This window comes from Arthrobacter globiformis (genome assembly GCF_030817195.1).
Lineage (GTDB): Bacteria > Actinomycetota > Actinomycetes > Actinomycetales > Micrococcaceae > Arthrobacter > Arthrobacter globiformis_D.
On the sequence record NZ_JAUSYZ010000001.1, the window covers coordinates 1,210,140 to 1,233,873 of the forward strand.

Consider the following 23,734-nt stretch of genomic DNA (forward strand, 5'->3'; position numbering starts at 1 on the left):
AACCTGTGAGCCTGAACGGCTGAGGCACTGAACGGAGGGAGCCCTGATGGCCAAACAACCCCGCGGCGCCAACCGGCCGCCCACGGACGGGCTGCCCAAGACGGAGCCCCTCACCCCCTCGCAGATGCACCAGAATGCGGCGGCCAAGCGTATGCTCCGCCGGCTGGTGCAGAGTGAAAGTCCGCCGACGGCGCCGCTGAGCATCGTGGACCGGCTCGCCGGGAGCCCCTACGCCAACCCGATGATCCAGGTGGGCGGCGTCGACACGTCGGCCCGCAAGACCATGGACTTCGCGCTGCATCTCGCCGAATCCATGTTCCGCTACGGTGCAGGGTCCCTCGAGGTGGAGACGAGCATCATTGCCGTCACCGCAGCCCTGGGGCTGAAGAACATCGAGGTGGACATCACCAACCAGTCCGTCGGCATCAACTACGCCCCCAAGGACCAGACGCCCATCTCGCTCCTGCGGGTGGTCCGCTCCTGGACGAACAATTACGCCGGGCTTGCCAAGGTCCACCAATTGGTCACTGACATCGTCGCCGGAGGGGTTGGCCGGGACGAGGCCATCCGGCGGCTCGACGAGATCATCCGCAGCCCCAAGCCGTTTCCGCGCTGGATGGTGACGGTCGCGTTCGCCGTCTTCTCGGCGGTGTTCGTTGGCGTGATCGGCGGCGGCGCCGGCGCCTCCGCGGTGGCCTTCGCCTCCAATATCCTGATCAGCCTGCTGGCCAGGAAGCTGGGCCGCTGGCGGACGCCTGACTTCTTCATCACGGCGGCGTGTTCCTTTGTGGTTACGGTCATCGCGCTGCTCATGTGGAAGTTCGGCAGTCCCGTGGGGTTCCGGTTGGCGCCCGCCATTGTGGTGGTGGGCGGCATCCTGCTGCTGCTTCCCACTGGGCGCCTGGTCTCCTCGGTGCAGGACGCCATCAATGGCTTTCCCGTCACGGCGGCCGGACGTTTCCTTTCCACCCTGCTGACGTTCGGTGCGGTGGTCGCCGGGATCGCGGTCGCATTCGTGGTGGGGGACCGGATCGGCATGGCGCCGATCGACGTCACGGAGACCTTCCCGCCCGCGTATCCGCTGTGGATACAGGTGATCATGGTTGCCGTCGCCGTTGTGGCGATCGGCATCACCGAGCAGACGGACTGGAAGCTGCTGCTTCCGACGGCGGCTGTCGGCGTAGTGGGGCACCTGGTCCTCATCGGCAGTGACCTGCTGGGCGTTGGCCCGCGGTTCTCGCCGGCGCTCGCCGCCGTCGTGATCGGCCTGCTGGCCCGCGTGGTGGCGTTGAAGATGGGCGCTCCGCAGCTTGTGGTCGCCGTGCCGGCCGGTCTGATTCTCCTGCCCGGCCTCACTATATTCCGCTCGATGTACGTCCTGACCATCGAGGAGTCCGAGATCCTGCTAGGGGCCGGGGGGATGCTCAGCGCCGGTGCGATCGTGTTCGGCGTGGCCGGCGGCATTGTGCTCGGTGACACGCTGGCCCGGCCGCTCACGCGCAGCCTCGCCAGTAACGAGCGGCGGCGCGCCCGCCGCCGCTAGGGCTGCTGGATCCTGCGGCGTTAGATCTGGCCTATCGGCAGTTTCTTCTCAGCCTGGAATACGTCCTCGACCCGGCCCTTGGCCCAGTAGCCGGACAGCGAAACCTGGCTGCGGTCCAGGCCGCGCTCGCGGAACAGCACCTCCCGCAGGCCCTTCATGTAGCCTCGCTCTCCGTGCGCGAACACGTTCACGCGCCCATCGGGCCAGGCGGCGGTGCGCACTGCCTCCACCAGCTGGCTGCTCTCACCGGCGGGAACGTCGCCGCGCTGCAGCCAGACCAGCTCGAGTCCGGCAGGGGCAGCAATCTCCTGGACGTCCGCGTCCGAACCCACCTCGATAAAGGCCACGCCGCGGGCGTGTGCGGGAAGGGATTCGATGACGGCGGCCACTGCCGGCAGTGCGGCCTCGTCCCCGGCCAACAGGTACCAGTCCGCGGCGGGATCGGGGTTGTAGCCGCCTCCGGGACCCGTGAAGATGAGGGTGTCGCCGGGTTGGGCCGCGGCAGCCCAGGGACCGGCCAGGCCCTCGTCGCCGTGAACGACGAAATCAATGGCCAGTTCGCCGGCGGCCGTATCCACCCAGCGGACCGTGTAGGTCCGGGTGTGCGGCCACTGCTCGCGGGGCATGGTTTCCCGGATGGCCCAAAGGTCCAGGGGCTGGGGGTAGTCCACCCCGGGCTGCGGAAAGACGATCTTGACGTACCGGTCCACGAAGTCGTTGTTGACGTAGTCAGCGAACCCCGGGCCGCCGGCGACGATCCGCACCATGTGCGCGGAAAGCTGCTCCCGGCGAAGGACAGTCAGGGTGACCTGCGGGCGGGATTTTTTCGTGGCGGTGGTGGTGGCCGGAAGGGAAGTCATGCAGGTAAGCCTAGCCTAAGTACCTTGGCGGGACCGCCGGGAGTTCCCAGTCCACCGGCCCGGCGCCCTGCTCTATCAGCAGGTCGTTGGCGTGGCTGAACGGCCGGGAGCCGAAGAACCCCCGCGAGGCGGAGAGCGGGCTGGGGTGGGCGCTGGCCACCACGGGCGTGCTGCCCAGCAGGGGGCGGACGCTCTCGGCATCCTTTCCCCAGAGCACGGCGACGAGCGGCGCCGTGGTTCCGTCCGCTGTGCGGCGGCCGACGACGGCGGCAACAGCCGCCGTCGTGATCGGTTCCCAGCCCTTGCCGCGGTGGGACCCGGCAGCGCCCTCACGCACGCTCAGCACCCGGTTGAGCAGCAGGACACCCTGGTCTGCCCAGGCGCCGAGATCACCGTGGATCCGCGGCGGCAGGCCCAGATCCGTTTCGAGCTCCTTGTAGATGTTGGCCAGGCTGCGCGGGATGGGACGGGTGCCGGCGTCCACGGAAAAGGCGAGCCCCACAGCGTGCCCGGGGGTGGGGTAGGGATCCTGGCCGACGATCAGGACCCGCACGCCGTTCAAGGGCTGCCGGAAAGCCCGGAGGACGTTCGACGCCGACGGCAGCACACGCTGCCCGGCCGCCTCCTCGCCGGCGAGGAAGGACAGCACGGACCGCAATTCGGCCTCCACTCCCGCCAGCGCGTCCGCCCAGTCGGGTGCCATCAGCTCGCCGAGGGGCAGTCCGGCCAGCTCCGCGAAGTCCGGGCCAGCCGCCATTGTGGGCTCGAGGTCGAAGAGCGGTTCAGGTTGCGTCACGGTGTCCATTCTCCCGCACGGCTGGCCCGAGCCCGCAGCAACCGTCGGTGGAACCGCGGCCGGTGCCGCCGCGCCGCAAATGACAAGGCTGTTATTCCTCCGTAACATAGGGGAGGTACTTTGACCGGATTCAGCTAAGGAGAGCGCAGTGGCCGAGCCGTTGCAGGACCACCTCGCGGAGCGGGATTCAGGGCAGAATTCATTGCAGGAGCACGGGCTGCGGAGCGGCTCGCTGCTGGACGGCTTCACGCCACGGGACTCGCCACTGAGTGAGCGGGAGCAGCAGATTCTTGCCCTGGAACGGCAATGGTGGAAGTACGCCGGCGCCAAGGAACAGGCCATCCGCGAGCTCTTTGACCTGTCCGCGACGCACTACTACCAGATCCTTAATGCCCTCATTGATACAGAGCACGCGCTGGCCCACGACCCCATGCTCGTAAAGAGATTGCGTAGACTACGTACGTCACGTCAGCGCGCCCGCACTGCCCGCCGCCTTGGATCTGACGCGTAACTGCTAGTGCCGGACTGCCGGCGAAAACCAACAAGGACGCCTGTTTACCATGACTAATTTTGCTCGGGACGAATTCGACAGGGTGCCTGAGGTCTCCTCCCGGCAGGGCGTACACCGCGTTGTCTCCGCGCCGTCGCGCCCGAAGTTGTGGCCGATCCTTTCCGTGGGAATCGGGGCGCTCGCCGTAGGCCTGGTTGCTTTCCTCCTGCTGCCGCAGCTGGGTTTCCAGACCGCCACCGCGCCGCAGCCCGCCGCGGCGGCCGGCACTTCCACTTCCACGGCGTCGGCCAGCCCCACGGCGAGGCCTTCGGAAAGTGCGGCACCCAGCGCCACCGCCTCGGCCTCGGCGTCCGCCTCCGACCCGGCGTCGCCCTCCGCGCTGGAGCCCGCCACCTCGGAAACCATTGCCCCTGCGGCGGTGGACAAGTCGCAGCCGGTCGCCATTTTCAATGGCACGCTGACTTCCGGACTGGCCGGACGTGTAGGTGCCACGGTCAAGTCCGACGGCTGGGTGCTCGGTGAAGTGGCCAACTGGCAGGGTGCTCCCCAGCAACAGTCGGTGATCTTCTACTCGGACGCTGCCCACAGGGCCAACGCCGAGGCGCTCAGTGCATTGCTGAACATCCCCACTCTGGTAGAGAGCGCGGACTTCCCGACGCCCGTTGTGGTGGTCCTGGGCCCCGGCTACGAGTAGCTAGTCCGGTTACGCCTGAATAACTATTGCCTCCGCGGCCGGCCGCTGGCCTGCGCCTGCGAGGGCCTGACTGGATACAGTTATGACAGGCTTCAAGGCGTAATTCACGGCACACACCGACGTGGGCCTTACGGAAGCAACCTGAAAGTGTGGGGATCATGGCATTGGGAACCGTGAAGTGGTTCAACGCGGAAAAGGGCTACGGCTTCATCACCGTTGACGATTCGGGCGACGACGTCTTTGTGCACTGGTCGGCCATCCAGATCGACGGGTACCGGGCGCTGGATGAGGGCCAGCGCGTGGAGCTTGAAGTGGGCGAAGGCGAAAAGGGTCCGCAGGCAGAAAAGGTCCGGCCCGTCTAGTGGCACTACGCACAGGTCTCCTGGGTTCCGCTGTCTGGGGCGCCGCCGTCGCGATGACGCTGGCTGCCTGCTCCGGATCCGGGGACAACGCCCGGACGGCTCGGGTTGAAGCCAGCGGCGACGGGACCCTGCGGATCGGACTGATCCTCGACAACACCGGACCCCAGGCCTTCCTGAACGCCGCCCAACTGGCCGCGGCCAAGCTCGCCGTCCAGCAAATCAACGCGGCGGGCGGGCACAAGGGACGGCCCGTGGAACTACTGCCCGAAACCACCGGCGCCGACACGGCCGCGCAGGCCCGGAAACTCGCCGACGCCAAGGCAGACGTCGTGATCGGTCCCACGGATTCCAGCCGGGCGCCGGCCGCCATCGACGTGCTGTCCAAAGCCGGGATCACGCTCATCTCCCCCGCCAACACGGCACCCGAACTCAGCAGCTACAAGAGCGGCGGCTACTACTTCCGCACGGCAGCGGCTGACATCGCACAGGCTCCCGTGCTGGTGAAACTCGCCAAGGACGCAGGAGCCAAGAGCCTCGCGGTGGTCTACGAGGACAGCAGCTACGGCCAGGCCGTGTCTGCGGCAGTGTCCGCTTCGGCCCGGGCCGGCGGGCTGGGACCCCGTCACCGTCTCCGGCTTCAAGGCGGGCGAGGCACAGAAGTCCGCGGCCGCCGCCCGTGACGCCGCGCCGGACGCCGTCGTCGTCATTGCCCGGGACGGTTCGCAGGGCGCCCTCGCCGAGCTCACCAACGCCGGCCTGCCGGGCAACAAACTCATCCTCGGCGACGGCGGCTTCAGGCAGTACGGGTCCGCCCTCGGATCGAAGTCGCTGGAGGGGACGCGTGCCCTGGTGCCCGGGGTCTTCCCGTCGGCGCACTTCCAGGCTGAACTCGTGGCCATCGATGCGGGACTCAAGGATATGACGTTCGCCGCCGAGACCTATGACGCCGTGAACCTCGCGGCCTTGGCCGCCGCTGAGGCAGAGGACGACGCCGGTGCCTCCATCGCCGGTACGCTCATCCCCGTCTCCGGCGGCACTTCCGGCAGCCGGGCGTCCGCCTCGCCGTCCGGCCCGCGGGCCGTCTGCTCGACGTACAAGGACTGCCTTGCCGCCATCCGGGACGGAAAGGCCATTGACTACGACGGCGAGTCAGGACCTGTCCGCTTCGATGCCAACGGAGACGTCACCGCCGCCAAGTTCATGGTGTTCACCTACGGAGCAGACAACAGGGCCAAGCTCACGGGCAGCGAGGCAGCGGGCAGGTCCGCCGGCTGATCGCTGGCAGCGAATACTCCGCACGTTCGCGGGATTAACAGGCGCATCTGCTTGCACTCTCCCCGGGGGAGTGCTAATTATTGATTAGCACTCCAGCGTGCCGACTGCTAAAGGGTCGTCCGGTTCAAGCCGGCAACCTCCCCGGCGGCGGCGCAAGGAGCGAAAGAAACACCTGGTTGGGGTGAGATCCGGACTGTCGGGCGTACAGAGGCCTGCAGAAAGGATCGTCCGTCGCGGGCACCGCAGCGAGGTTCCTTCTTAACGACTGTCCCGAAAGGACTATTGCCGTTATGGCCAAGATCATTGCATTTGATGAAGAGGCACGCCGCGGTCTTGAGCGGGGGCCTGAACATCCTCGCCGACGCCGTCAAGGTCACCCTCGGCCCGCGTGGCCGCAACGTCGTCCTCGAAAAGAAGTGGGGCGCTCCCACGATCACCAACGATGGTGTTTCCATCGCCAAGGAGATCGAACTGGACGATCCCTACGAGAAGATCGGCGCCGAGCTGGTCAAGGAAGTTGCCAAGAAGACGGATGACGTCGCTGGTGACGGCACCACCACGGCCACCGTCCTGGCCCAGGCACTGGTCAAGGAAGGCCTGCGCAACGTCGCGGCCGGCGCTGACCCGCTGTCCCTCAAGCGCGGCATCGAGAAGGCCGTTGAGGCCGTCACCGCTGAACTGCTGAACTCCGCCAAGGAAATCGAAACCAAGGAAGAGATCGCAGCCACGGCTTCCATCTCCGCCGGTGACGACGAAATCGGCGCCCTGATCGCCGAAGCCCTGGACAAGGTGGGCAAGGAAGGCGTCATCACGGTCGAGGAGTCCAACACCTTCGGCCTCGAGCTGGAGCTCACCGAAGGCATGCGCTTCGACAAGGGCTACATCTCCGCGTACTTCGTCACGGACACCGAGCGCCAGGAAACGGTCCTCGAAGACCCGTACATCCTGATCGTCAACTCCAAGATCTCCAACGTCAAGGAACTGGTTGCTGTCCTCGAGAAGGTCATGCAGTCCAACAAGCCGCTGCTGATCATCGCCGAAGACATCGAGGGCGAGGCCCTGGCCACCCTGATCGTCAACAAGATCCGCGGCACGTTCAAGTCCGTCGCCGTCAAGGCTCCGGGCTTCGGTGACCGCCGCAAGGCACAGCTTGCTGACATCGCCATCCTCACCGGCGGCCAGGTCATCGCCGAGGAAGTGGGCCTCAAGCTTGAGACCGCCGGCCTCGAGCTCCTGGGCAAGGCACGCAAGGTTGTCGTGACCAAGGACGAGACCACCATCGTCGAAGGTGCAGGCGACGCCGACCAGATCGCCGGACGCGTTTCCCAGATCCGCGCCGAGATCGAAAACTCCGACTCCGACTACGACCGCGAGAAGCTGCAGGAGCGCCTGGCCAAGCTGGCCGGCGGCGTTGCAGTCATCAAGGCCGGTGCCGCCACGGAAGTTGAGCTCAAGGAGCGCAAGCACCGCATTGAGGACGCTGTCCGCAACGCAAAGGCTGCCGTCGAAGAGGGCATCGTTGCCGGTGGTGGCGTGGCCCTGATCCAGGCCGGCGCCAAGGCATTCGCCAACCTGAACCTGACCGGCGACGAAGCAACCGGTGCGAACATCGTCCGCGTTGCCATCGACGCCCCGCTGAAGCAGATCGCCTTCAACGCCGGCCTCGAGCCCGGCGTTGTGGTCGACAAGGTCCGCGGACTGCCCGCAGGCCACGGCCTGAACGCAGCAACCGGCGAATACGTCGACCTGCTGGCTGCCGGCGTGAACGACCCCGTCAAGGTGACCCGCTCTGCCCTGCAGAACGCGGCTTCCATTGCCGGTCTGTTCCTCACCACCGAGGCCGTTGTGGCCGACAAGCCGGAGAAGAACGCCCCGGCCGTCGGCGGCGGCGACGAGATGGGCGGCATGGGCGGCTTCTAGCCACCCGCTGCTCCTAGCGTCTAAAAAGTGCGGCCCCCTCCACCGAGGGGGCCGCACTTTTCTGTCTGCGCTTTTGTCTGCGCATTTTTTGTCTGTCCAGTCTGGCAGGATGGTTCGGTGACGATTACTGCAGCAGCCGACGGTTCGGCATTGGGAAACCCGGGTCCCGCAGGGTGGGCCTGGTACGTGAACGACGACTGCTGGCGGGCCGGCGGCTGGCCACACGGCACCAACAACCAGGGTGAGCTGATGGCCGTCCTGGACCTCTTCCGCTCCACCGCGCACCTCCCCGACGAGGACCTGCACATCCTCTGCGACAGCCAGTACGTGATCAATTCCGTGACCAAGTGGATGCCCGGATGGAAGCGCAAAGGGTGGCGCAAGGCAGACGGTAAGCCCGTGCTGAATGTGGACATCCTTAAGGACATCGACCGGGAGCTCGCGGGGCGGAAGTACAGGTTCGAATGGGTGAAGGGCCATGCCGGGCACGAGCTGAACGAAGCCGCCGACGAGCGCGCCAGGGCCGTGGCGATCGCCTACCAGCAGGGCGTTGCCGCCCGCTCAGGACCCGGCTTCCCCGACGCGGAACCGGCAGCGGGCCGGCGCCCCGTCAAGGAGGGCCGTGGCGAGGGCGGCATCCCTCCGCTGTTTGAACCTGAGACACCGGCCCGCGGCGCGGCTGAAACACTGGCCCGCGGCGCGGCAGGAACCCCGGCCCGCAGCGAAGCCGCCAACCAAGAACGCTTCGAGTCCGGAACTCCGGCGCTCTTCGGAGACGAGCCCGACCTCTTCAGCGAACTGGGTGCCGGCGAACTTGGTGACGAGGCGTTTTCGGAACCTCCGGCGGGCGCCACGCCCGAACAGATTGTCGAGGCCTTCGAACGTGAGCTCCTCCGCCCGGATGTCCGTAGCGACATCGGCCGGACGGGGCAGCTCCTCCACCCGGACTTCACAGAAATCGGTACCGCCGGGCGCCTCTGGACCCGCGACGCCATGATGATGTCCCTCGAGGAAAGCCCGGCAGGTCCTGTCGACCTGGACGTGCTCAGCGCCGACCGGATCGGCACGGACACGGTCCTGCTGACCTACCGCAGCTACTCCCGCGCCGGCTCAGCCCTGCGGAGCTCCCTGTGGGTCCTGGATGGCGAACAGTGGCGCCTGCGGTTCCACCAGGGCACACCCGAAGCCTGAGCCGCGGCAGGCGTCAGCTGAAGCGCTGCGCGTTGCCCTGCTCCGCCTGCGCATAGGTGTCCGCCGCCGATGACAGGGCCAGGTTGATGGAGGCGAGGGAGGCCTCGACCTTGCCCTGCGTCAGCGTCCACTCGGCAACGAGGGCCTGGAAGTTGCTGGCAGCCGAACCTCGCCACGTGGCCTGCAGTTCGTCCAGGCCGTGCTTCATCGCCTGGACGTCGGCGCTGATCCGGTCAACCGTTGCCTTGACGTTGGCTGATTTCGCCTGCAGTAGGTCGGTATCGACGGAAATGATGCTCATGGCGGGCCTCTCGACAACTTGAGGAACTGCCCCGGCAGGACAGTCGCTGTGGCTGGCGGACCGGCCGTTCCGGCCCGCTACATCGAGCCTAGGAACCCGCCGGCGGCCGGCGCCACAGCCGGCTCCGCTATGTGGATAACCGGTTCCCGCCGGCAGCCCGGTTCCCGCCGGACGCCCGGTCTCCGCCAGTCGCCTCGTCCCCGGTGACACCGTCTCCGTCGACGCTGTCCGAGAATGTCCCGATGCCGTCCACCTCCCGAGCATCGGCCTCCGGGCTGTCCGCCTCGGGGGAGTCCTCCCGGAGGGGGAGGCTGACCACGAGGGTTGCGCCTCCGCCGTCGGTACCTTCCACCCGGACGGAGCCGCCGTGCGAGCCGACAATGGCAGCCACGATCGCCAGCCCCAGCCCGCTGCCGCCCGTCTCCCGGGTACGTGACGTGTCGGCCCGGTAGAAGCGCTCAAAGACCTTGGGCGCCTCCGTATCGGAGATCCCGGGGCCGTGGTCCCGGACCTCCAGGACGGACTGGGCGGAACCGTCGTCGGCCCGCCTGACGCCCACGGCGAGTTCGATGGGAGTTCCCCCGGGCGTGTAGCGCAGCGCGTTGCCCACCAGGTTGCCGATGACCTGGCGGAGCTTCGCCTCGTCGCCGAGCACCGGCGCCGGTTCGGCGCTGCCGTTGTGCAGGCCGGTCAGGGTGATGGTGCGGTTCCGTTCGCTGGCCTGGGTGTCCACCACGGCGTCATGGGCAAGCAGCTGCAGGTCGATGGGCTTGCGCTGCAGCGGCCGCTGCTCGTCGAGCCGTGCCAGCAGCAGCAGGTCCTCCACCATGGAGCCCATCCGCTTAGCCTCACTCTCGATCCGGCCCATGGCGCTGGCCACGTCCTCCGGCGACTGCAGCGCGCCGTGCCGGTACAGCTCCGAGTAGCCCCCTGATCGTCACCAGCGGGGTGCGCAGCTCATGGGACGCGTCCGCCGCAAACCGGCGCATCCGGTCCTCGGACGCCATCCGGGCCGCGAACGCCGCCTCGATGTGGGCGAGCATGGCGTTCAGCGACCGGCCGAGGCGGCCCACTTCCGTGGAGGGGTTCTCCACGTCGACGCGGCGCGACAGGTCGCCGGCGGCAATGGCGGCGGCAGTCTTCTCCACCCTGGCCAGCGGACGGAAGGACCTGGTCACGGTCCAGTTGGCGATGAAGAAGGCGAGGATGAGCGTCAGCAGGCCAACACCCACCACCACCAAGGTGGAAAGGCGCAGCACCTCATCCACCGTGGACAGCGGAAGCCCGATAACCACCACCGCCCGCTGCTGCTCACTCCCAACAACAACGGGGACTGCCACCACGCGCCAGTTCTCACCGTCGGTGCCCCGCACCTGGTACGGCCTCAGATCGCGCTCACGGGCTTCGTCCAGGGTGATCGATTCAATGTCAGGGCGGTCGGGCTTCTCGTCCAAGTGGCTCGCTGCGGCTCCCGGATAATAGAGGGTCACCGTGTAATCCGTGGGTATCACCGGGTTGGCGATGGGGGAGATGGAGCGCTGCCGCTGGGCGGCTTCGACGGCGGCCCGCAGCTTGTCGTCCACCTGGCCCTGGAGGTAGCCGCGCAGCAGCGTCAGCGCACCTGTACCGGTCACGGCGAGGGCCACGAGCAGGAGGGCCATCATGATGGCCACCAGCTGGGACCTGAGGGTGGCGGACTTCCAGCGCTCCAGCGCGGACCGCCATCGATCGAGCAAGGTCAGCGCTTTTCTGCTGTCCGCAGCACGTAGCCGACGCCGCGCTTGGTCTGGATGAGGGCCGGGGCGTCGGGATCGATGTCCACCTTGCGCCGTAAGTAGGAAATGTAGGACTCGACGATGGAGGCGTCACCGTTGAAGTCGTATTCCCAGACGTGGTCCAGGATCTGAGCCTTGGACAGGACGCGGTTCGGATTGAGCATCAGGTAGCGGAGCAGCTTGAATTCGGTGGGGGACAGCTCGATTACCTTCCCGCCGCGGCGTACCTCGTGGGCGTCGTCGTCGAGCTCCAGATCGTCCACCCGGATGACAGCCTCGTCGTCATCCAGCATCGGCTGCGTCCTGCGGAGCACGGCGCGGATGCGGGCCACCACCTCATCCAGGCTGAAGGGCTTGGTGACGTAGTCGTCCCCGCCCACTGTCAGCCCAGTCACCTTGTCCTCGGTGTCATCCTTGGCGGTCAGGAAGAGGACCGGGAAGTGCTTGCCCGCCGCGCGCAGCCGGCGGGTGACGGTGAAGCCGTCCATGTCCGGAAGCATGACGTCCAGCACCGCGAGGTCGGGGGCGTGTGCCTCGACGGCGGCCAGCGCCTCCCGCCCGTTCCCCGCGGACACCACTTCAAAGCCGGCGAAGCGCAAAGACGTGGAAAGCAGCTCGCGGATGTTCGGTTCGTCATCAACCACGAGGAGCTTCGCTTCGGCGCTGTTCTTTTTCATATCTCCCATGATGCTCCCAGAATCTGGGAGTTTTCTGGATGTATGTTGTGCGTTGCTTGGGTCAGCAGGATTCGACGTCCTTGGCGTCCATGATGCGGTAGGCGTAGCCCTGCTCGGCCAGGAAGCGCTGGCGTTTGGCCGCGAAATCCTGGTCCAGGGTGTCGCGGGCAACGAGGGAGTAGAAGCGTGCCGCCCGGCCGTCCTGCTTGGGGCGCAGCAGCCGGCCGAGCCGCTGGGCCTCCTCCTGGCGGGAGCCGAAGGAGCCGGAGACCTGGATGGCCACGGAGGCCTCCGGGAGGTCGATGGAAAAGTTGGCCACCTTGGATACCACGAGGGTCTGGATCTCCCCGGCGCGGAAGGCGTCAAAGAGCTTCTGCCGCGTCTTGACCGAGGTTTCGCCCTTGATGACGGGGGCGCCCAGCCGCTCACCGAGTTCGTCGAGCTGGTCGATGTACTGCCCGATGACGAGGACCTGCTCGCCTCGGTGGTGCTCCACCAGCTGCTCGGCCACGAGGGTCTTTGTCTCGGACGTGGCGCACAGCCGGTACTTGTCCGCGTCCTCGGCCATGGCGTAGGCCACGCGCTCGTCCTTGGGAAGGTCCACGCGCACCTCCACGCAGTCTGCGGGGGCGATGTAGCCCTGCGCTTCGATGTCCTTCCACGGCGCGTCATAGCGCTTGGGGCCGATGAGGCTGAAGACCTCCCCTTCCCGGCCGTCCTCACGCACCAGGGTTGCCGTGAGGCCGAGCCGCCGGCGAGCCTGCAGGTCCGCCGTCATCCGGAAGATCGGCGCGGGCAGCAGGTGGACCTCGTCGTAGATGATCAGCCCCCAGTCGTGGCCGTCCACGAGCTCAAGGTGCGGGTACAGGCCGCCGCGCTTGGTGGTGAGGACCTGGTAGGTTGCGATCGTCACCGGGCGGACCTCCTTGACCGCGCCCGAATACTCGCCGATCTCGTCCTCGGTCAGCGAGGTCCGCCGGAGCAGCTCATCCTTCCATTGCCGTGCGGAGACCGTGTTGGTGACGAGGATCAGCGTTGTGGTGGAACTCGTGGCCATCGCCGCGGCGCCCACGAGCGTCTTTCCGGCGCCGCAGGGGAGCACGACGACGCCGCTGCCGCCGGCCCAGAAGTTCTCCGTGGCCAGCCGCTGGTACGGCCGCAGCGTCCAGCCGGATTCGTTGAGCATGATGGGGTGCGGCGTGCCGTCCACGTAGCCGGCCAGGTCCTCGGCGGGCCAGCCGATCTTCAGCAGCAGCTGCTTCAGCTGGCCGCGCTGGGAGGAATGGACCACCACGGTCTCCGCGTCGATACGCGGACCCAGCAGCGGCTGGATCTTCTTGGCCCTGCTGACCTCCTCCAGCACCGGATAATCGCTGGTGCGCATGACCAGCCCGTGCTGGGGGTCCTTCTCCAGCCGCAACCGGCCGTACCGGGACATGGTTTCTTCGATGTCGATCAGCAGCGAGTGCGGCACGGGGAACCGGGAATAGGTGAGCAGCGTGTCCAGCACCTTTTCGGCGTCGAGCCCTGCTGCCCGGGCGTTCCAAAGCCCCAGCGGCGTGAGCCGGTAGCTGTGCATGTGCTCGGGAGCGCGCTCCAGCTCGGCGAAGGCCGCGATGGCGTGCCGGGCCTCCGTCGCCTGCTCGTGGTCCACTTCGAGGAGGATGGTCTTGTCGCTCTGGACAATCAGGGGGCCGTCATTCACGCAGGTAGAACCTTCACTGCTGCATTTCCTCTGCAGCCTCGATATCGATGATCCGGTGGATGGAAAGCACCCGCTCCGTGTCCTTCGCAGGGTCGAAAACACGGACTCGTCCGCCCGCCACGGATACCGGAACGACCGTTTCCAGTTTCGCATTCCCCAGGCTGTCCACGACGTTCATCACGACTTTTTGCCTGAGCCGGATGGCTTTGTGCAGGGTCTCCAGTCCCAGCTGGGTTGCCTCCTCGCCGCCGGCGGGAGCCGGGCGGGCACCGTTGGGGCTGGCGCCGTGCTCCGCATGGCGGCGGAGGACGGCGAGCTGGGCAGCGACGTCCGCGTCGGGAAGGGCGGTTCGCGGCGCACTGTAGACCGGGCGCCCGGTGACCGTAACGGGCGCGGTGCGGTTGAGGCGTACGACGGCGGATCCGGCCTCTTCGACGGCGGGTGACAGTCCCAGCCCGCGCAGCACGAGGGCCGTCTGCCGGGGAGAGGCCATGGAGACCAGGACTGTGGGGGCGATCCGGACCAGGCCCAGGGACGAGGCCGCAGCTTCCCGGCAGAGCTCACTGAGTGCGGCTTCGTCGTCACTCTGGATGAAGCTGGCGGCCGCCCCGACCCGCAGCTTGCCGTGCCTGGCGGCTGTGTCCTCCACGAGGTACTGCAGCGGCTGCGGCACGGCGGTAGCGGAGTGCCGGCGGAGGAAATCGAGGATGGCTGCAGCGTCCTGGCCCGAGTCCAGCGCGCGCCGGATGGACTCCACGGAGAACCGGTACGTCGTGGCCGGGCCCTGCCCTTCGGCGTCGGCCATCCGCTGGAGCTGCTCTGCCAGGTCGGGGGACAGATAGCCGGGCGCTACAGCGGTCAGGTCCGCCTGCAGGAGTACGTGGTTGAGGGCTGCAGGCAGGTGTTCGCCGAGGAGGTTCATGGCGTCGTCAGGCGCATCCGCGGCGATGGCGGCACCCAGCTGGCTGAGGGCACCGGACCCGATCAGCCCCAGCAGTTCCGCCTCGGCAAGGACGCCGCCGATCAGGGAACTGAACCGTCGCGCCATGCGGGGCTGGGACCACTCGGCGCGCTGCAGCACTGCCTCCGCGTTGAGCACCGGCGCCGCCCCGTCCGGCATCTCCGTTTCGAGCGTCAGCTCCCGCAGTATCTCCAGGATCCTCTTGCGGACGACAGGTGCATCGGCCCGCTGGGCCTCCGCGGAGAGGGCGTTGATGGTGGCCGCCGGGGCGGCCCGGTGGCTCGCCGGCCCGCCGGACTGGCCATTGATGGGCTGCCCCACGAGTGACGGGGCCCGCTCGCTCGCCAGCCAGGCGTTGACGAGCCACAGCCACTGTTCCTGCCGCGGCAGTCCGAGCCATTCCAGCTGGGGCGGCTGCACCCAGCACGAGCTATCCACGTCCAAGCGGATCAGGCCCGCCAGGGCGCTGAGCTCCAGCAGCACGGCGGTGGTGTGGTGGTCCACGCGGAGCGTCTCGGCGAGCCTCCGCATTTCGCGGATGCCCACGCCGCCGCTCCGCAGGGTGGCCAGGGGCTGGTCCCTGACGGCGTGCAGCAGTTCACCGGTGAGGCGCAGGGTTTCGGCGATGGCGCCGAGCGCGGCATTGCGGCGGAGCGCGGCAGTGGTGACGCCGAGCGTCGGCGCCGGGGGCCTGAGGGAGAAGTTGTCGATGATGGCGCCGCCGCGCAGGGAGATGCCCACGCTGTGCGGCAGTTCCACGTGGGCGGCGTCCAGCGGCACCAGCAGGCCCCGGGCCAACAGCCAGTCGACGGGCCCGACGTCGTGACCTTCAGTTGTGACGGAAGCCTTCCGCTGGGCCTGGGGGACGGCGCCCATGGCCCAGTTACTGAACCGTGCCAGCAGTGCAGTCGTCCGTTCCGGGGCGCTGGCGAGGAGCGCGTGCAGCCCCTCTGGGGAAGAGGTCCAGTGCTGCAGCGCCAGCGCTGCCTCCATCGGGGTGGTGGCGGGCTGCACGGCGGCGCCGCTGCGGTGCAGCTCCGCGACAAGCTGGACAACGCGCTGGGCGAAGGCCGGCTGCAGCCTGACCAGCTCGGTGTAGCTGCGCCCCAGCCCGGCCGGGTAGATCCCGACGACGTCCTTCAGGCTGCTCACCGGAAGGTAGAAACGCTGCCGCTGGGTGCCGGGTCCCGCTCCGTGCGGCGGCTCCGCCCGCTGCACGAGGGCCAGGTCATGCAGTGATTGCAGGAGCTGCTCGATGGCCGCCACCGTGGCCCCTGCGATGGACTTCTTCAGCACCGCGGCCGATGCGCTGTGCCCGGTGTCCGTGTTGGTGCACAGGTGCAGGGTCTCCAGGACCTGCATTTGCGGGCGGTTCAGGCGTTCCAGGGCCCGCTGCACGCTCACCCGCGCGCTGGCGCGGGCGGCCAGCGCGGGGAAGTCGGGAACGCCGGGGGAGATCAGGTCCGGCCGCGCAGCGAACAGGGCCCGCAGTGACTCGTCGCTGCGTGCCTCCAGTTCCTTGCTGAGCGCTCGAATGAGGGACATCAGTCCAACGTTACCGCCCGCCGGGGCTTCCTGCCCGGCGGCGGGCGGCAACGCCGTCGACCACCAGCACGAGCATCAGCAGGAAGGCCGCCGGAAGGCCGTAAAGCGCCGTTGATGTGATCCACTGCGTCGCGGCCTGGCCCGCAGCGGCCAGCGCCATGACCGCCCCGACGGCTGCAAGGGACAAAACTGCAAGGAGCACTGCGGTGGCCATCAGTGGCCGCCGGAAACGCGCGGATGTCATGGACGTAACGCTAACAGCAGCGCCGCGGCCGCGCCTCAAAGCGGGATTAGCCTGCCAGTCAGGATAACCTTGAAGGAACAGACCAACATGGACCAGGCAGTCATACCCTGAACCCGCACATCAGTGTGGATGCGGTGACCGCTGGCCATGTCCCAGAACGTCAGAACGAAGAAGGTTGATTAGGTGCCTACCGGCAAGGTCAAGTGGTACGACAAGGACAAAGGTTTCGGATTCCTCGCGGGCGAGGACGGGCAGGAAGTGTTCCTTCCCAAGTCCGCGTTGCCCGCCGGAGTTTCTGAACTGAAGGCCGGCACCCGGGTTGAGTTCGGCGTCGCGGACGGACGCAAGGGCGCCCAGGCCCTTGGCCTGCGCGTCCTCGAAAAGACGCCGTCCATCGCCAAGGCCAAGCGCCCCAGCGCGAGGGATCTTGCCCCGCTGGTGCAGGACCTGGTGACGGTTCTGGACAACCTGTCCGGCACGCTGTCGTCCGGCAAGTACCCGGATGGCAACAAGGGCAAGGCCATTGCCGCTGCCCTGCGTAAGGTTGCCGACGAGCTGGACGCCTAGGCCTCCCGATGAACCCGGAACCTGAACAGGCCGAATCCAAGGTGGAACCCAAGGCACCCAAGCGGGGCGCCGGTGTCCCGGCGTGGCGGACGGGAAAACCTGACGCCGTGCTGGCCGCTGCCGTGGACACCGCCCGGACCGCCATCGAAGGCATTGCGAAGGCATCCGAAATCGGGAACCACCTGGCCGCCCGCACCGAGGGCGACCGCGTGGTCACGCACCTTTTTGAATCGCGGCTGCCGGGGTACATCGGCTGGCAGTGGTATGCCGTCCTGACCCGGAACTCCCGCTCCAAGGTGATCACGGTCAACGAGCTAGGCCTGCTTCCCTCGGAAGACTCAATCCTCGCCCCGGAGTGGGTGCCGTGGGCCGAGCGCGTGCGCCCCGAGGACGCCCAGGAGCAGGACGCGGAAGACGCCCAGGACGACGCTCCTGCTGAAGACGGGACTGCCGACGGCGCTCCGGGTGGGACGGCCGCGGGCGCCGAAGCCGACGCTGAAACAGAATCCGACGCCGAAACAGAGTCCGGAGACAAAACTGAACCGGGCGCCGATGCGGCCTCCGCTGACGAGGCTGAAACCGGTGGCCAGACAGAAACTCACGGCCAGGACCAGGACTGATCACACCGCCGGATCATCCGGGACATAATGCGAAATGCCCCCGCTACCTCGTAGGTAGCGGGGGCATTTCGCCGTCACCAGTGATTCAGCCTGGCTACTTCTTCAGCTCGCCCACCACGTAGTCGATGCACTCGAGCAGGGCGGAGACATCGGATGGTTCGATGGCCACGAAGGTGGCGATGCGCAGCTGGTTGCGTCCCAGCTTCCGGTAGGGCTCGGTGTCCACTATGCCGTTGGCGCGGAGCACCTTGGCAATGGCGGCGGCGTCGATCGAGTCGTCGAAGTCGATGGTGGCAATGACGTTGGAACGCTCGGCGGCATTGGCAACGAACGGTGTGGCGAATTCGGAGGCTTCCGCCCACTTGTAGATGCGTCCGGCCGAGTCGGCCGTGCGTCCGGCGGCGAAGTCCAGGCCACCGTTGGCATTCAGCCACTGCACCTGGGCATCCAGCGTGACGAGCGTGGCCAGCGACGGGGTGTTGTACGTCTGGTTCAGCCTGGAGTTGTCGATGGCGGTCTTCAGATCCAGGAAGTCCGGGATCCAGCGCCCGCTCGCCTTGACGCGCTCGGCCCGCTCCAGCGCTGCCGGGGAGAAGAGGCCCAGCCACAGCCCGCCGTCGGAGGCGAAGTTCTTCTGCGGTGCGAAGTAGTAGACATCCGTCTGGGCCACGTCGACGTCAAGGCCACCGGCAGCCGAGGTTGCGTCCACCAGCACCAGCGCGCCCTCGTCGGCGCCATTCACCCGCTGGACGGGCGCGGCAACACCCGTTGAGGTCTCGTTCTGCGGCCAGGCGTAAACGTCAACGCCCGCCTCGGCCTTGGGGGCGGGGCAGGTGCCGGGCTCGGACTTGATGACGGAGGATTCGGCAAGGAACGGCGCCTTGTTGGTGGCCGCGGCAAACTTGGACCCGAATTCGCCGAAGGACAGGTGTTGTGCCTTCTCTTCCACCAGGCCGAAGCTGGCGACGTCCCAGAACGCGGTGGAACCGCCGACGCCCAGGACCACTTCGTAGCCTTCGGGGGCACGGAAGAAGGTGCTGAGGCCTTCGCGGACGGAGCCAACGAGGTTCTTCACCGGGGCCTGGCGGTGCGAGGTGCCAAGGAGCGTCGTGGCGGCTGCGGAGAGTGCCTCGATCTGCTCCGGCCTGACTTTGGAAGGACCGGCGCCGAACCGTCCGTCCTTGGGCAGGAGGTTTGCGGGAATAGTGATGCTGGTGTCGCTCACAGTGGCTCCAATTTTCGGCATGGAAGTGCGGTTCGGCTGGGTCGGGGCGATGGCCGGCAGGCTACCTTGACCGCCACGAAGACCCTCCTTATTCTGCCCGAAGCGCGGATACCGGAGGAACACGCCCCCGTCATAGTCCAGTCACTGAGACAGTGCCCGCCGTCCGCCCTGCGAATTATCCGGACTAATTCAAAATAGGCTAAGCTGGCACTGGACGTACGGGCAGACAGCCGGTGCTGCGCCGCCGTCGGATATGCGACCGCCGCTGCAGCTTGCCGGATCCCGGTGCGGCGGGCCCGCGGTACGGTGGGACGGACACAAATACTGTGCTCGAGGAGCTGAGCTGAATGACGGATCTGATCGACACCACGGAGATGTACCTTCGCACCATCCTGGAGCTGGAGGAAGAGAACATCGTGGCGCTTCGGGCACGCATCGCCGAACGCCTCCGCCACTCGGGCCCCACCGTTTCGCAGACCATTGGCAGGATGGAGCGCGACGGCCTCGTCGTCGTCTCCAATGACCGCCACCTTGAACTGACCGAAGTGGGCCGGAAACGGGCCACCGAGGTGATGCGCAAGCACCGGCTCGCCGAACGCCTCCTCGCCGACGTCATCGGCCTCGACTGGGCTTACGTGCACGACGAGGCCTGCCGGTGGGAGCACGTCATGAGCGAACGGGTGGAGCGCAGGATTTACGAATTGCTCGACCACCCCACCGAGTCGCCGTATGGCAACCCGATCCCCGGCCTGGCAGCACTGGGCGGGCCGCCTGCCCGCCCCTTCACCGACGGTGTGGTGAGCCTGCTCGACGCCATGGCCGGCTACGGCCCGGAATCCCAGGTCACCGTCAGCCGCCTGGCAGAACCCATCCAGGTGGAGCCGGAGCTGCTGCTCCAGCTGGATGAAGGCGGGATCCGGCCCGGCGCCGCCGTCTCGCTGGAGCGTGTGGGGGAATACATCTCGGTCCGCGTCCCCGGCTTCGAAGGTGCCCTTGAGCTGCCGCCGGAAGTTGCTGCGCACGTGTTCGTGCGCGTCGGCTGACTTCCGAACGGCCCCTCGGGGCGGATGCCGCATCTGTCTGACATCTGCAGGCAGGATGACCTACCACTTTTGCACAGTGTATATAACGGAATTATTACTGTGCCCTTTAATCGCCTATAGTTAAACGGCAACGCCGATACACAAGCGTTACCTGATCTGGAGCCGAACCCTGCCAGCAGATCAGCAGCACGAGTCACCCACTGGCAGGGGCGGGGGAACCACAACCGGCTGTTTCTACAGCCTTGGGGTGAAGTCCGCAGCAGCAAGTCTCTTCCGCAGAAGGAATCCTCTTGGGATACCCCTGTGCCGGAATGGCTTGTTACGGCGGACCGGGTCCGAACTCTCTGACCCGAATCCGACAGCTAACTTCGCAGGCTATCCAGAGAGGAAACAGTACTTGTCCATGCAGAATGCCCGGGGCCGCCGCCGCGCGTCCGGTCCCGCTCCGGAGCCGCGCCTCGCGGAGGCCATTGCCGCGGACCGTCCCCGGGACGCCCAGCGTGAAGCGCGCCGTCGCCGCCGGGGTCCGTTCCGGCAGGTTACGGATTTCGCCTCGGCCAGTGGCGTTGGGCAGAAAGCCGGCGTAGCCCTTGCGGCCACAGGCCTGCTGCTGACTGTTACCGTCCCCGCCACCAGCCCTGTCCTCGCTGCCGGAGAGCAGCAGGGAGAGGCGTCGGCGTCCGCTGCCGCACCTGCCCAGCCAAAGGTCTCGGCTGAAGCGGCGGCAAAGATCGACTTCAGCCGCACGTCCGTCTCCACCACCGGTGACCCGGACGGAAAGCTCAAGCAACTCCTGAGTGCCCAGTCGGCCGGCAGCATCAGCCGTTCGGCCTCGGTGGGCACCTTGGGCGGGCCGCTGACTACGCTGGTCAAGTCCTCGCCGTTCGGTTACCGGGTCAGCCCGATCACCGGCGGCGCCGGCGAGTTCCACCGCGGGCAGGACTTTGCCGCCCAGTGCGGCACCGAGGTGCTGGCCGCAGCCAGCGGCAAGGTGACGTTCTCGGGGTGGCATCCGTACGGGGGAGGCAACCGCGTGGTGATCGATCACGGCAACGGCCTGGAGACCACGTACAACCACCTGTCGTCCTCCAGCGTCCAGGTTGGCCAGAAGGTCACCCGCGGCGAAGTGATCGCCCTCAGCGGGACCACAGGCGCCTCCACGGGCTGCCACCTCCACTTCGAGGTGATGGTCAACGGGGACGTCGTTGATCCCACCGGCTGGCTCTGAGCCAAGCCGAGTGAGCACTCTCATTCCTGTGACACGCCGTGACCTGAATGTGACATTGGCTCCGAACTGCTGTACCGTCTAAACCGCGTCAACTTTTCCGAAGTTGACGCTCTTGAGTGGATTGCCTAACTCTGCCACCGCTCAAGGTCCGTTCGCATTACATCGTCTGGCAGGGGCGGGGGAACCAATTTTGGTCTTCGCAAGAAGGCCTTGGGGTTAAGTCGCAATGCTTCCCAGGAAGCGGAGCGGCCGGGTGACTCCCATCCGAATCCGACAGCTCACCTCGCAGGCATTGGGAGAGGCTACCTTCGTGTCTTCACGCCACAATGCCGCGCGCCACCGCGCGCACACGGTTCGTATGAACCCGTTGGACTCCGTGTCCAAGGCGGTTAGCGCCAATGCCGGCACAGTAGGTCGCCAGGCAGCTGTTATCGCAGCTGCTTCAGGACTCATCCTGAGTGTTGGCATGCCTGCCAACGCAGCCGACGCCAACATTGGTGTTTCCGCCTCCTCGGAGACCGGATCCCAGGCGGCGCAGCTTGCTGTGACCGCCGCACCCACCGCCACTGTCTCCTTCGAGCGTCCTGCCGTCACCACGGTGGCAGCCCCGGTCGCCGAAAGCATCGCTCCCCAGTCGAACGATGAGAGCCAGACGGCCGATGCAGGCCAGACCGGCAGCGAGATCGCAGGTGCGGCCCTGGCCGTCACCGCCAAGTCCACCGATGGTGCGGCCTCCGCCGCAGCTTCCGGGCTGGCTGCAATCGCGTACACCGGCATCGGCAGCCCCTACGTCTGGGGCGGCACCACGCCCAGCGGCTGGGACTGCTCCGGCTTTACCCAGTGGGTTTACGCTCAGGCAGGCATCAGCATTCCCCGCGTCAACGCGTGGAACGCCATGAAGCCCACCTCCACGCCTGCTCCCGGCGACCTGGTCATGCAGAACGGCGGCGCCCACGTGGGCATCTACGTCGGCAACGGCATGATGATCAGCGCGCTGAACCCCTCGCAGGGCACTCTCCTGCACGCGGTGTCCGCAACGGGCACGTCCGCTTTTTACACCCTTCGCTAAGAATCCGATTCGAGGCGGGCCGGCTTACCCCCAAGATGCCGGCGCGTCGATCACCCATGGCCTGCTACCGCGGACCGTGGAACACGAAAGAGAGAAATTAATGACTACACGTGCGACCATTGCACGGCACCGCGCCGAGGTCACCAAGACCAACTCGCTGGCTGTCATTGCCAAGGCCGTCGGCGACAACGCCGGTGGCGTGGGCCGCCAGGCCGCAGTTATCGCTGCTGCTTCCGGTCTTGTCCTGACCAGCGGCATCGCCGCCAACGCCGCTGAGACCAACGTTCAGCGCGAATCCGCAGCAGCCTCCACGCTGGAAGTCCAGTCCGCTGCACCGGCCAACATCTCCGCTGCTTCCAGCATCGCCATCTCCTACGAGAAGCCTGCTGTCTCCACCACGCCGGCTCCCGTCGTCGAGGCCCCCAAGCCTGTTGTCAAGGTCCAGGAAGCCGCTCCCGCCGTTGAGGCTGCCCCGGTTGCCGACGCCGCACCGGCAGTCCAGGCCACCGCCGCCGTCGAGACGGCAGCCCCGGCAGCGCCGAAGACCACTGCCGCCAGCGGCAAGGGCGCTGCAATCGCTGCTGCTGCCTACGCCCAGCTGGGTGTCTCCCAGGACTGCACCGCGCTGGCCACCAACGCACTCGCAGCCGTGGGTGTCCACTACCACGGCTGGCCGGCCGGCTACCTGTCACTCGGCCGCACCGTCAGCGCTGCTGAAGCTCGGCCGGGCGACCTCGCCTACTACCAGAACGGCGGCATGGGCCTGGCCCACATCGCTGTGTACGTTGGCAACGGCCAGGCCGTCCACGGCGGCTGGAACGGCGGAACCACCGCGCTGTTCAGTGTGAACGTCGGCTCCGGCCCGGTCTTCATCCGCGTCGGCGGCTAAGACTCCCAAGGCCTAAAAAAGGGACCCCTGCCAGCTGGCGGGGGTCCTTTTTTGCCTTGCGTCCGCATGAATTTTTGGTGACACGCCCTGACGATGCTTGTGTTCGATTCGCTCATCTGCCTAGTGAGTGTTTACTCTTATGGTGTCGATCCATAGCCCGGACATGCAGAGGGCAGCCGGCCCTCGCGCCTCTGCCGGGTGCGGCCGTGAAGAGGTATGTGCATGCGCACACTCGTTCTGAATGCTGGATATGAACCGCTGGCGGTAGTGACATTCCGCCGGGCGCTGGTCCTTGTGCTCACCGGAAAGGCAAGCGTGGTGGCCGAAGGCGACGATCCTGTCGTCGGGCCGCAGGACATCATGGGCCGTCCGTCCGTGATTCTCCTTAACCGCTACATCCGTCCCCGGTACAACATGATCACCGCGGTGAGCAGGCGCGGTGTGCTTCGCCGCGACGGCCACCGGTGCGCCTACTGCGGCAAGGCAGCCCACACCATAGACCATGTCCAGCCCAAATCCAGGGGCGGAGCGGACTCGTGGGAGAACCTCGTCGCAGCCTGCCTCCGCTGCAACAACGTCAAGGGTGACCACACGCCCAGTGAAATGGGCTGGAAGCTCCGGTTCGACCCGGCTCCTCCGGTGGGCACCATGTGGCAGATCAAGGAACTGGAGAAGCCCACACCGGCGTGGGATCCGTTCCTGCTTCCGGAAAGAGCAGCCTGACGCTGGTCTG

General features: G+C 67.0%; 22 protein-coding genes, 2 pseudogenes and 2 riboswitches. Of the genes and pseudogenes, 15 read left to right on the forward strand and 9 right to left on the reverse strand.

The window, feature by feature from the left end; genetic code table 11:
• Positions 1-46: 46 nt before the first annotated feature.
• Entirely contained in the window at positions 47-1,543 is a 1,497-nt protein-coding gene (locus tag QF036_RS05550) for a threonine/serine exporter family protein (RefSeq protein WP_307099950.1), read from the forward strand.
• A gap of 20 nt (positions 1,544-1,563) precedes the next feature.
• Here QF036_RS05550 and QF036_RS05555 read toward each other — a convergent pair whose 3' ends face one another.
• Complete coding sequence (locus QF036_RS05555) at positions 1,564-2,403, reverse strand: siderophore-interacting protein (protein WP_307099952.1); 840 nt, start codon at positions 2,401-2,403, stop codon at positions 1,564-1,566.
• A 10-nt stretch (positions 2,404-2,413) separates the two neighbouring features.
• The gene (locus QF036_RS05560) at positions 2,414-3,208 is read right to left on the reverse strand and encodes a uracil-DNA glycosylase (protein ID WP_373460090.1); all 795 of its coding nucleotides are present in this window, start codon (positions 3,206-3,208) and stop codon (positions 2,414-2,416) included.
• A gap of 139 nt (positions 3,209-3,347) precedes the next feature.
• Between QF036_RS05560 and QF036_RS05565 the strand changes: the two genes are divergently transcribed.
• From QF036_RS05565 to QF036_RS05595, 7 genes and pseudogenes are all read left to right on the forward strand, one after another.
• Positions 3,348-3,710, forward strand: coding sequence for a DUF3263 domain-containing protein (locus tag QF036_RS05565; RefSeq protein ID WP_373460091.1), 363 nt, complete (start codon positions 3,348-3,350; stop codon positions 3,708-3,710).
• 49 nt (positions 3,711-3,759) lie between these two features.
• Positions 3,760-4,404, forward strand: a complete 645-nt coding sequence (locus tag QF036_RS05570) for a LytR C-terminal domain-containing protein (protein WP_307099953.1) — start codon at positions 3,760-3,762, stop codon at positions 4,402-4,404.
• A gap of 158 nt (positions 4,405-4,562) precedes the next feature.
• Positions 4,563-4,766: a cold-shock protein gene (locus QF036_RS05575; protein ID WP_307099955.1), complete on the forward strand. Its 204-nt coding sequence runs from the start codon at positions 4,563-4,565 to the stop codon at positions 4,764-4,766.
• Entirely contained in the window at positions 4,766-5,446 is a 681-nt protein-coding gene (locus tag QF036_RS05580) for an ABC transporter substrate-binding protein (protein WP_307099957.1), read from the forward strand. Before QF036_RS05575 ends, QF036_RS05580 begins: the two co-directional genes overlap by 1 nt.
• Before the next feature lie 169 nt (positions 5,447-5,615).
• Positions 5,616-6,041: a hypothetical protein gene (locus tag QF036_RS05585; RefSeq protein WP_307099958.1), complete on the forward strand. Its 426-nt coding sequence runs from the start codon at positions 5,616-5,618 to the stop codon at positions 6,039-6,041.
• A 290-nt stretch (positions 6,042-6,331) separates the two neighbouring features.
• Positions 6,332-7,961: pseudogene (gene groL, locus QF036_RS05590) on the forward strand (chaperonin GroEL).
• 117 nt (positions 7,962-8,078) lie between these two features.
• Positions 8,079-9,152 (forward strand): ribonuclease HI family protein, encoded by a 1,074-nt coding sequence (locus QF036_RS05595; RefSeq protein WP_307099960.1) that lies wholly within the window; start codon positions 8,079-8,081, stop codon positions 9,150-9,152.
• A 13-nt stretch (positions 9,153-9,165) separates the two neighbouring features.
• Here QF036_RS05595 and QF036_RS05600 read toward each other — a convergent pair whose 3' ends face one another.
• The 6 genes and pseudogenes from QF036_RS05600 to QF036_RS05625 form a co-directional block, all read right to left on the reverse strand.
• Positions 9,166-9,453, reverse strand: a complete 288-nt coding sequence (locus QF036_RS05600) for a WXG100 family type VII secretion target (protein ID WP_307099962.1) — start codon at positions 9,451-9,453, stop codon at positions 9,166-9,168.
• A 127-nt stretch (positions 9,454-9,580) separates the two neighbouring features.
• Positions 9,581-11,117, reverse strand: a pseudogene (locus QF036_RS05605) (ATP-binding protein).
• A gap of 74 nt (positions 11,118-11,191) precedes the next feature.
• Complete coding sequence (locus QF036_RS05610) at positions 11,192-11,905, reverse strand: response regulator transcription factor (RefSeq protein WP_307099964.1); 714 nt, start codon at positions 11,903-11,905, stop codon at positions 11,192-11,194.
• A 61-nt stretch (positions 11,906-11,966) separates the two neighbouring features.
• Positions 11,967-13,610 carry a DNA repair helicase XPB gene (locus QF036_RS05615; protein WP_307099966.1) on the reverse strand — a complete coding sequence of 548 codons (1,644 nt, stop codon included), beginning with the start codon at positions 13,608-13,610 and terminating at the stop codon, positions 11,967-11,969.
• Between the two features lie 13 nt (positions 13,611-13,623).
• Complete coding sequence (locus QF036_RS05620) at positions 13,624-16,116, reverse strand: helicase-associated domain-containing protein (RefSeq protein WP_307099967.1); 2,493 nt, start codon at positions 16,114-16,116, stop codon at positions 13,624-13,626.
• 10 nt (positions 16,117-16,126) lie between these two features.
• Entirely contained in the window at positions 16,127-16,360 is a 234-nt protein-coding gene (locus QF036_RS05625) for a hypothetical protein (protein WP_307099969.1), read from the reverse strand.
• Between the two features lie 183 nt (positions 16,361-16,543).
• On the opposite strand from QF036_RS05625, the gene QF036_RS05630 reads away from it, so the two are divergent.
• Entirely contained in the window at positions 16,544-16,927 is a 384-nt protein-coding gene (locus tag QF036_RS05630) for a cold-shock protein (protein WP_003804678.1), read from the forward strand.
• Positions 16,928-16,935: 8 nt separating this feature from the next.
• A complete protein-coding gene (locus tag QF036_RS05635) occupies positions 16,936-17,547 on the forward strand; it encodes a DUF3027 domain-containing protein (RefSeq protein WP_307099971.1) in 612 nt (203 codons plus the stop codon).
• Between the two features lie 94 nt (positions 17,548-17,641).
• Here the strand turns inward: QF036_RS05635 and serC are convergent, their stop codons facing one another.
• Positions 17,642-18,772: a phosphoserine transaminase gene (serC, locus tag QF036_RS05640; protein WP_307099974.1), complete on the reverse strand. Its 1,131-nt coding sequence runs from the start codon at positions 18,770-18,772 to the stop codon at positions 17,642-17,644.
• 347 nt (positions 18,773-19,119) lie between these two features.
• On the opposite strand from serC, the gene QF036_RS05645 reads away from it, so the two are divergent.
• The 5 genes from QF036_RS05645 (at position 19,120) to QF036_RS05665 (ending at position 23,724) form a co-directional block, all read left to right on the forward strand.
• Positions 19,120-19,815 (forward strand): metal-dependent transcriptional regulator, encoded by a 696-nt coding sequence (locus QF036_RS05645; protein ID WP_307099976.1) that lies wholly within the window; start codon positions 19,120-19,122, stop codon positions 19,813-19,815.
• A 150-nt stretch (positions 19,816-19,965) separates the two neighbouring features.
• Positions 19,966-20,207, forward strand: a riboswitch (cyclic di-AMP (ydaO/yuaA leader).
• Positions 20,208-20,218: 11 nt separating this feature from the next.
• Entirely contained in the window at positions 20,219-21,043 is an 825-nt protein-coding gene (locus QF036_RS05650; protein ID WP_307105786.1) for a M23 family metallopeptidase, read from the forward strand.
• 136 nt (positions 21,044-21,179) lie between these two features.
• Positions 21,180-21,349, forward strand: a riboswitch (cyclic di-AMP (ydaO/yuaA leader).
• Between the two features lie 70 nt (positions 21,350-21,419).
• Positions 21,420-22,112 (forward strand): C40 family peptidase, encoded by a 693-nt coding sequence (locus QF036_RS05655; protein ID WP_373460262.1) that lies wholly within the window; start codon positions 21,420-21,422, stop codon positions 22,110-22,112.
• Positions 22,113-22,212: 100 nt separating this feature from the next.
• A complete protein-coding gene (locus QF036_RS05660) occupies positions 22,213-23,001 on the forward strand; it encodes an NlpC/P60 family protein (RefSeq protein WP_307099979.1) in 789 nt (262 codons plus the stop codon).
• A 222-nt stretch (positions 23,002-23,223) separates the two neighbouring features.
• Positions 23,224-23,724 (forward strand): HNH endonuclease, encoded by a 501-nt coding sequence (locus tag QF036_RS05665; RefSeq protein WP_003804664.1) that lies wholly within the window; start codon positions 23,224-23,226, stop codon positions 23,722-23,724.
• Positions 23,725-23,734: the final 10 nt, after the last annotated feature.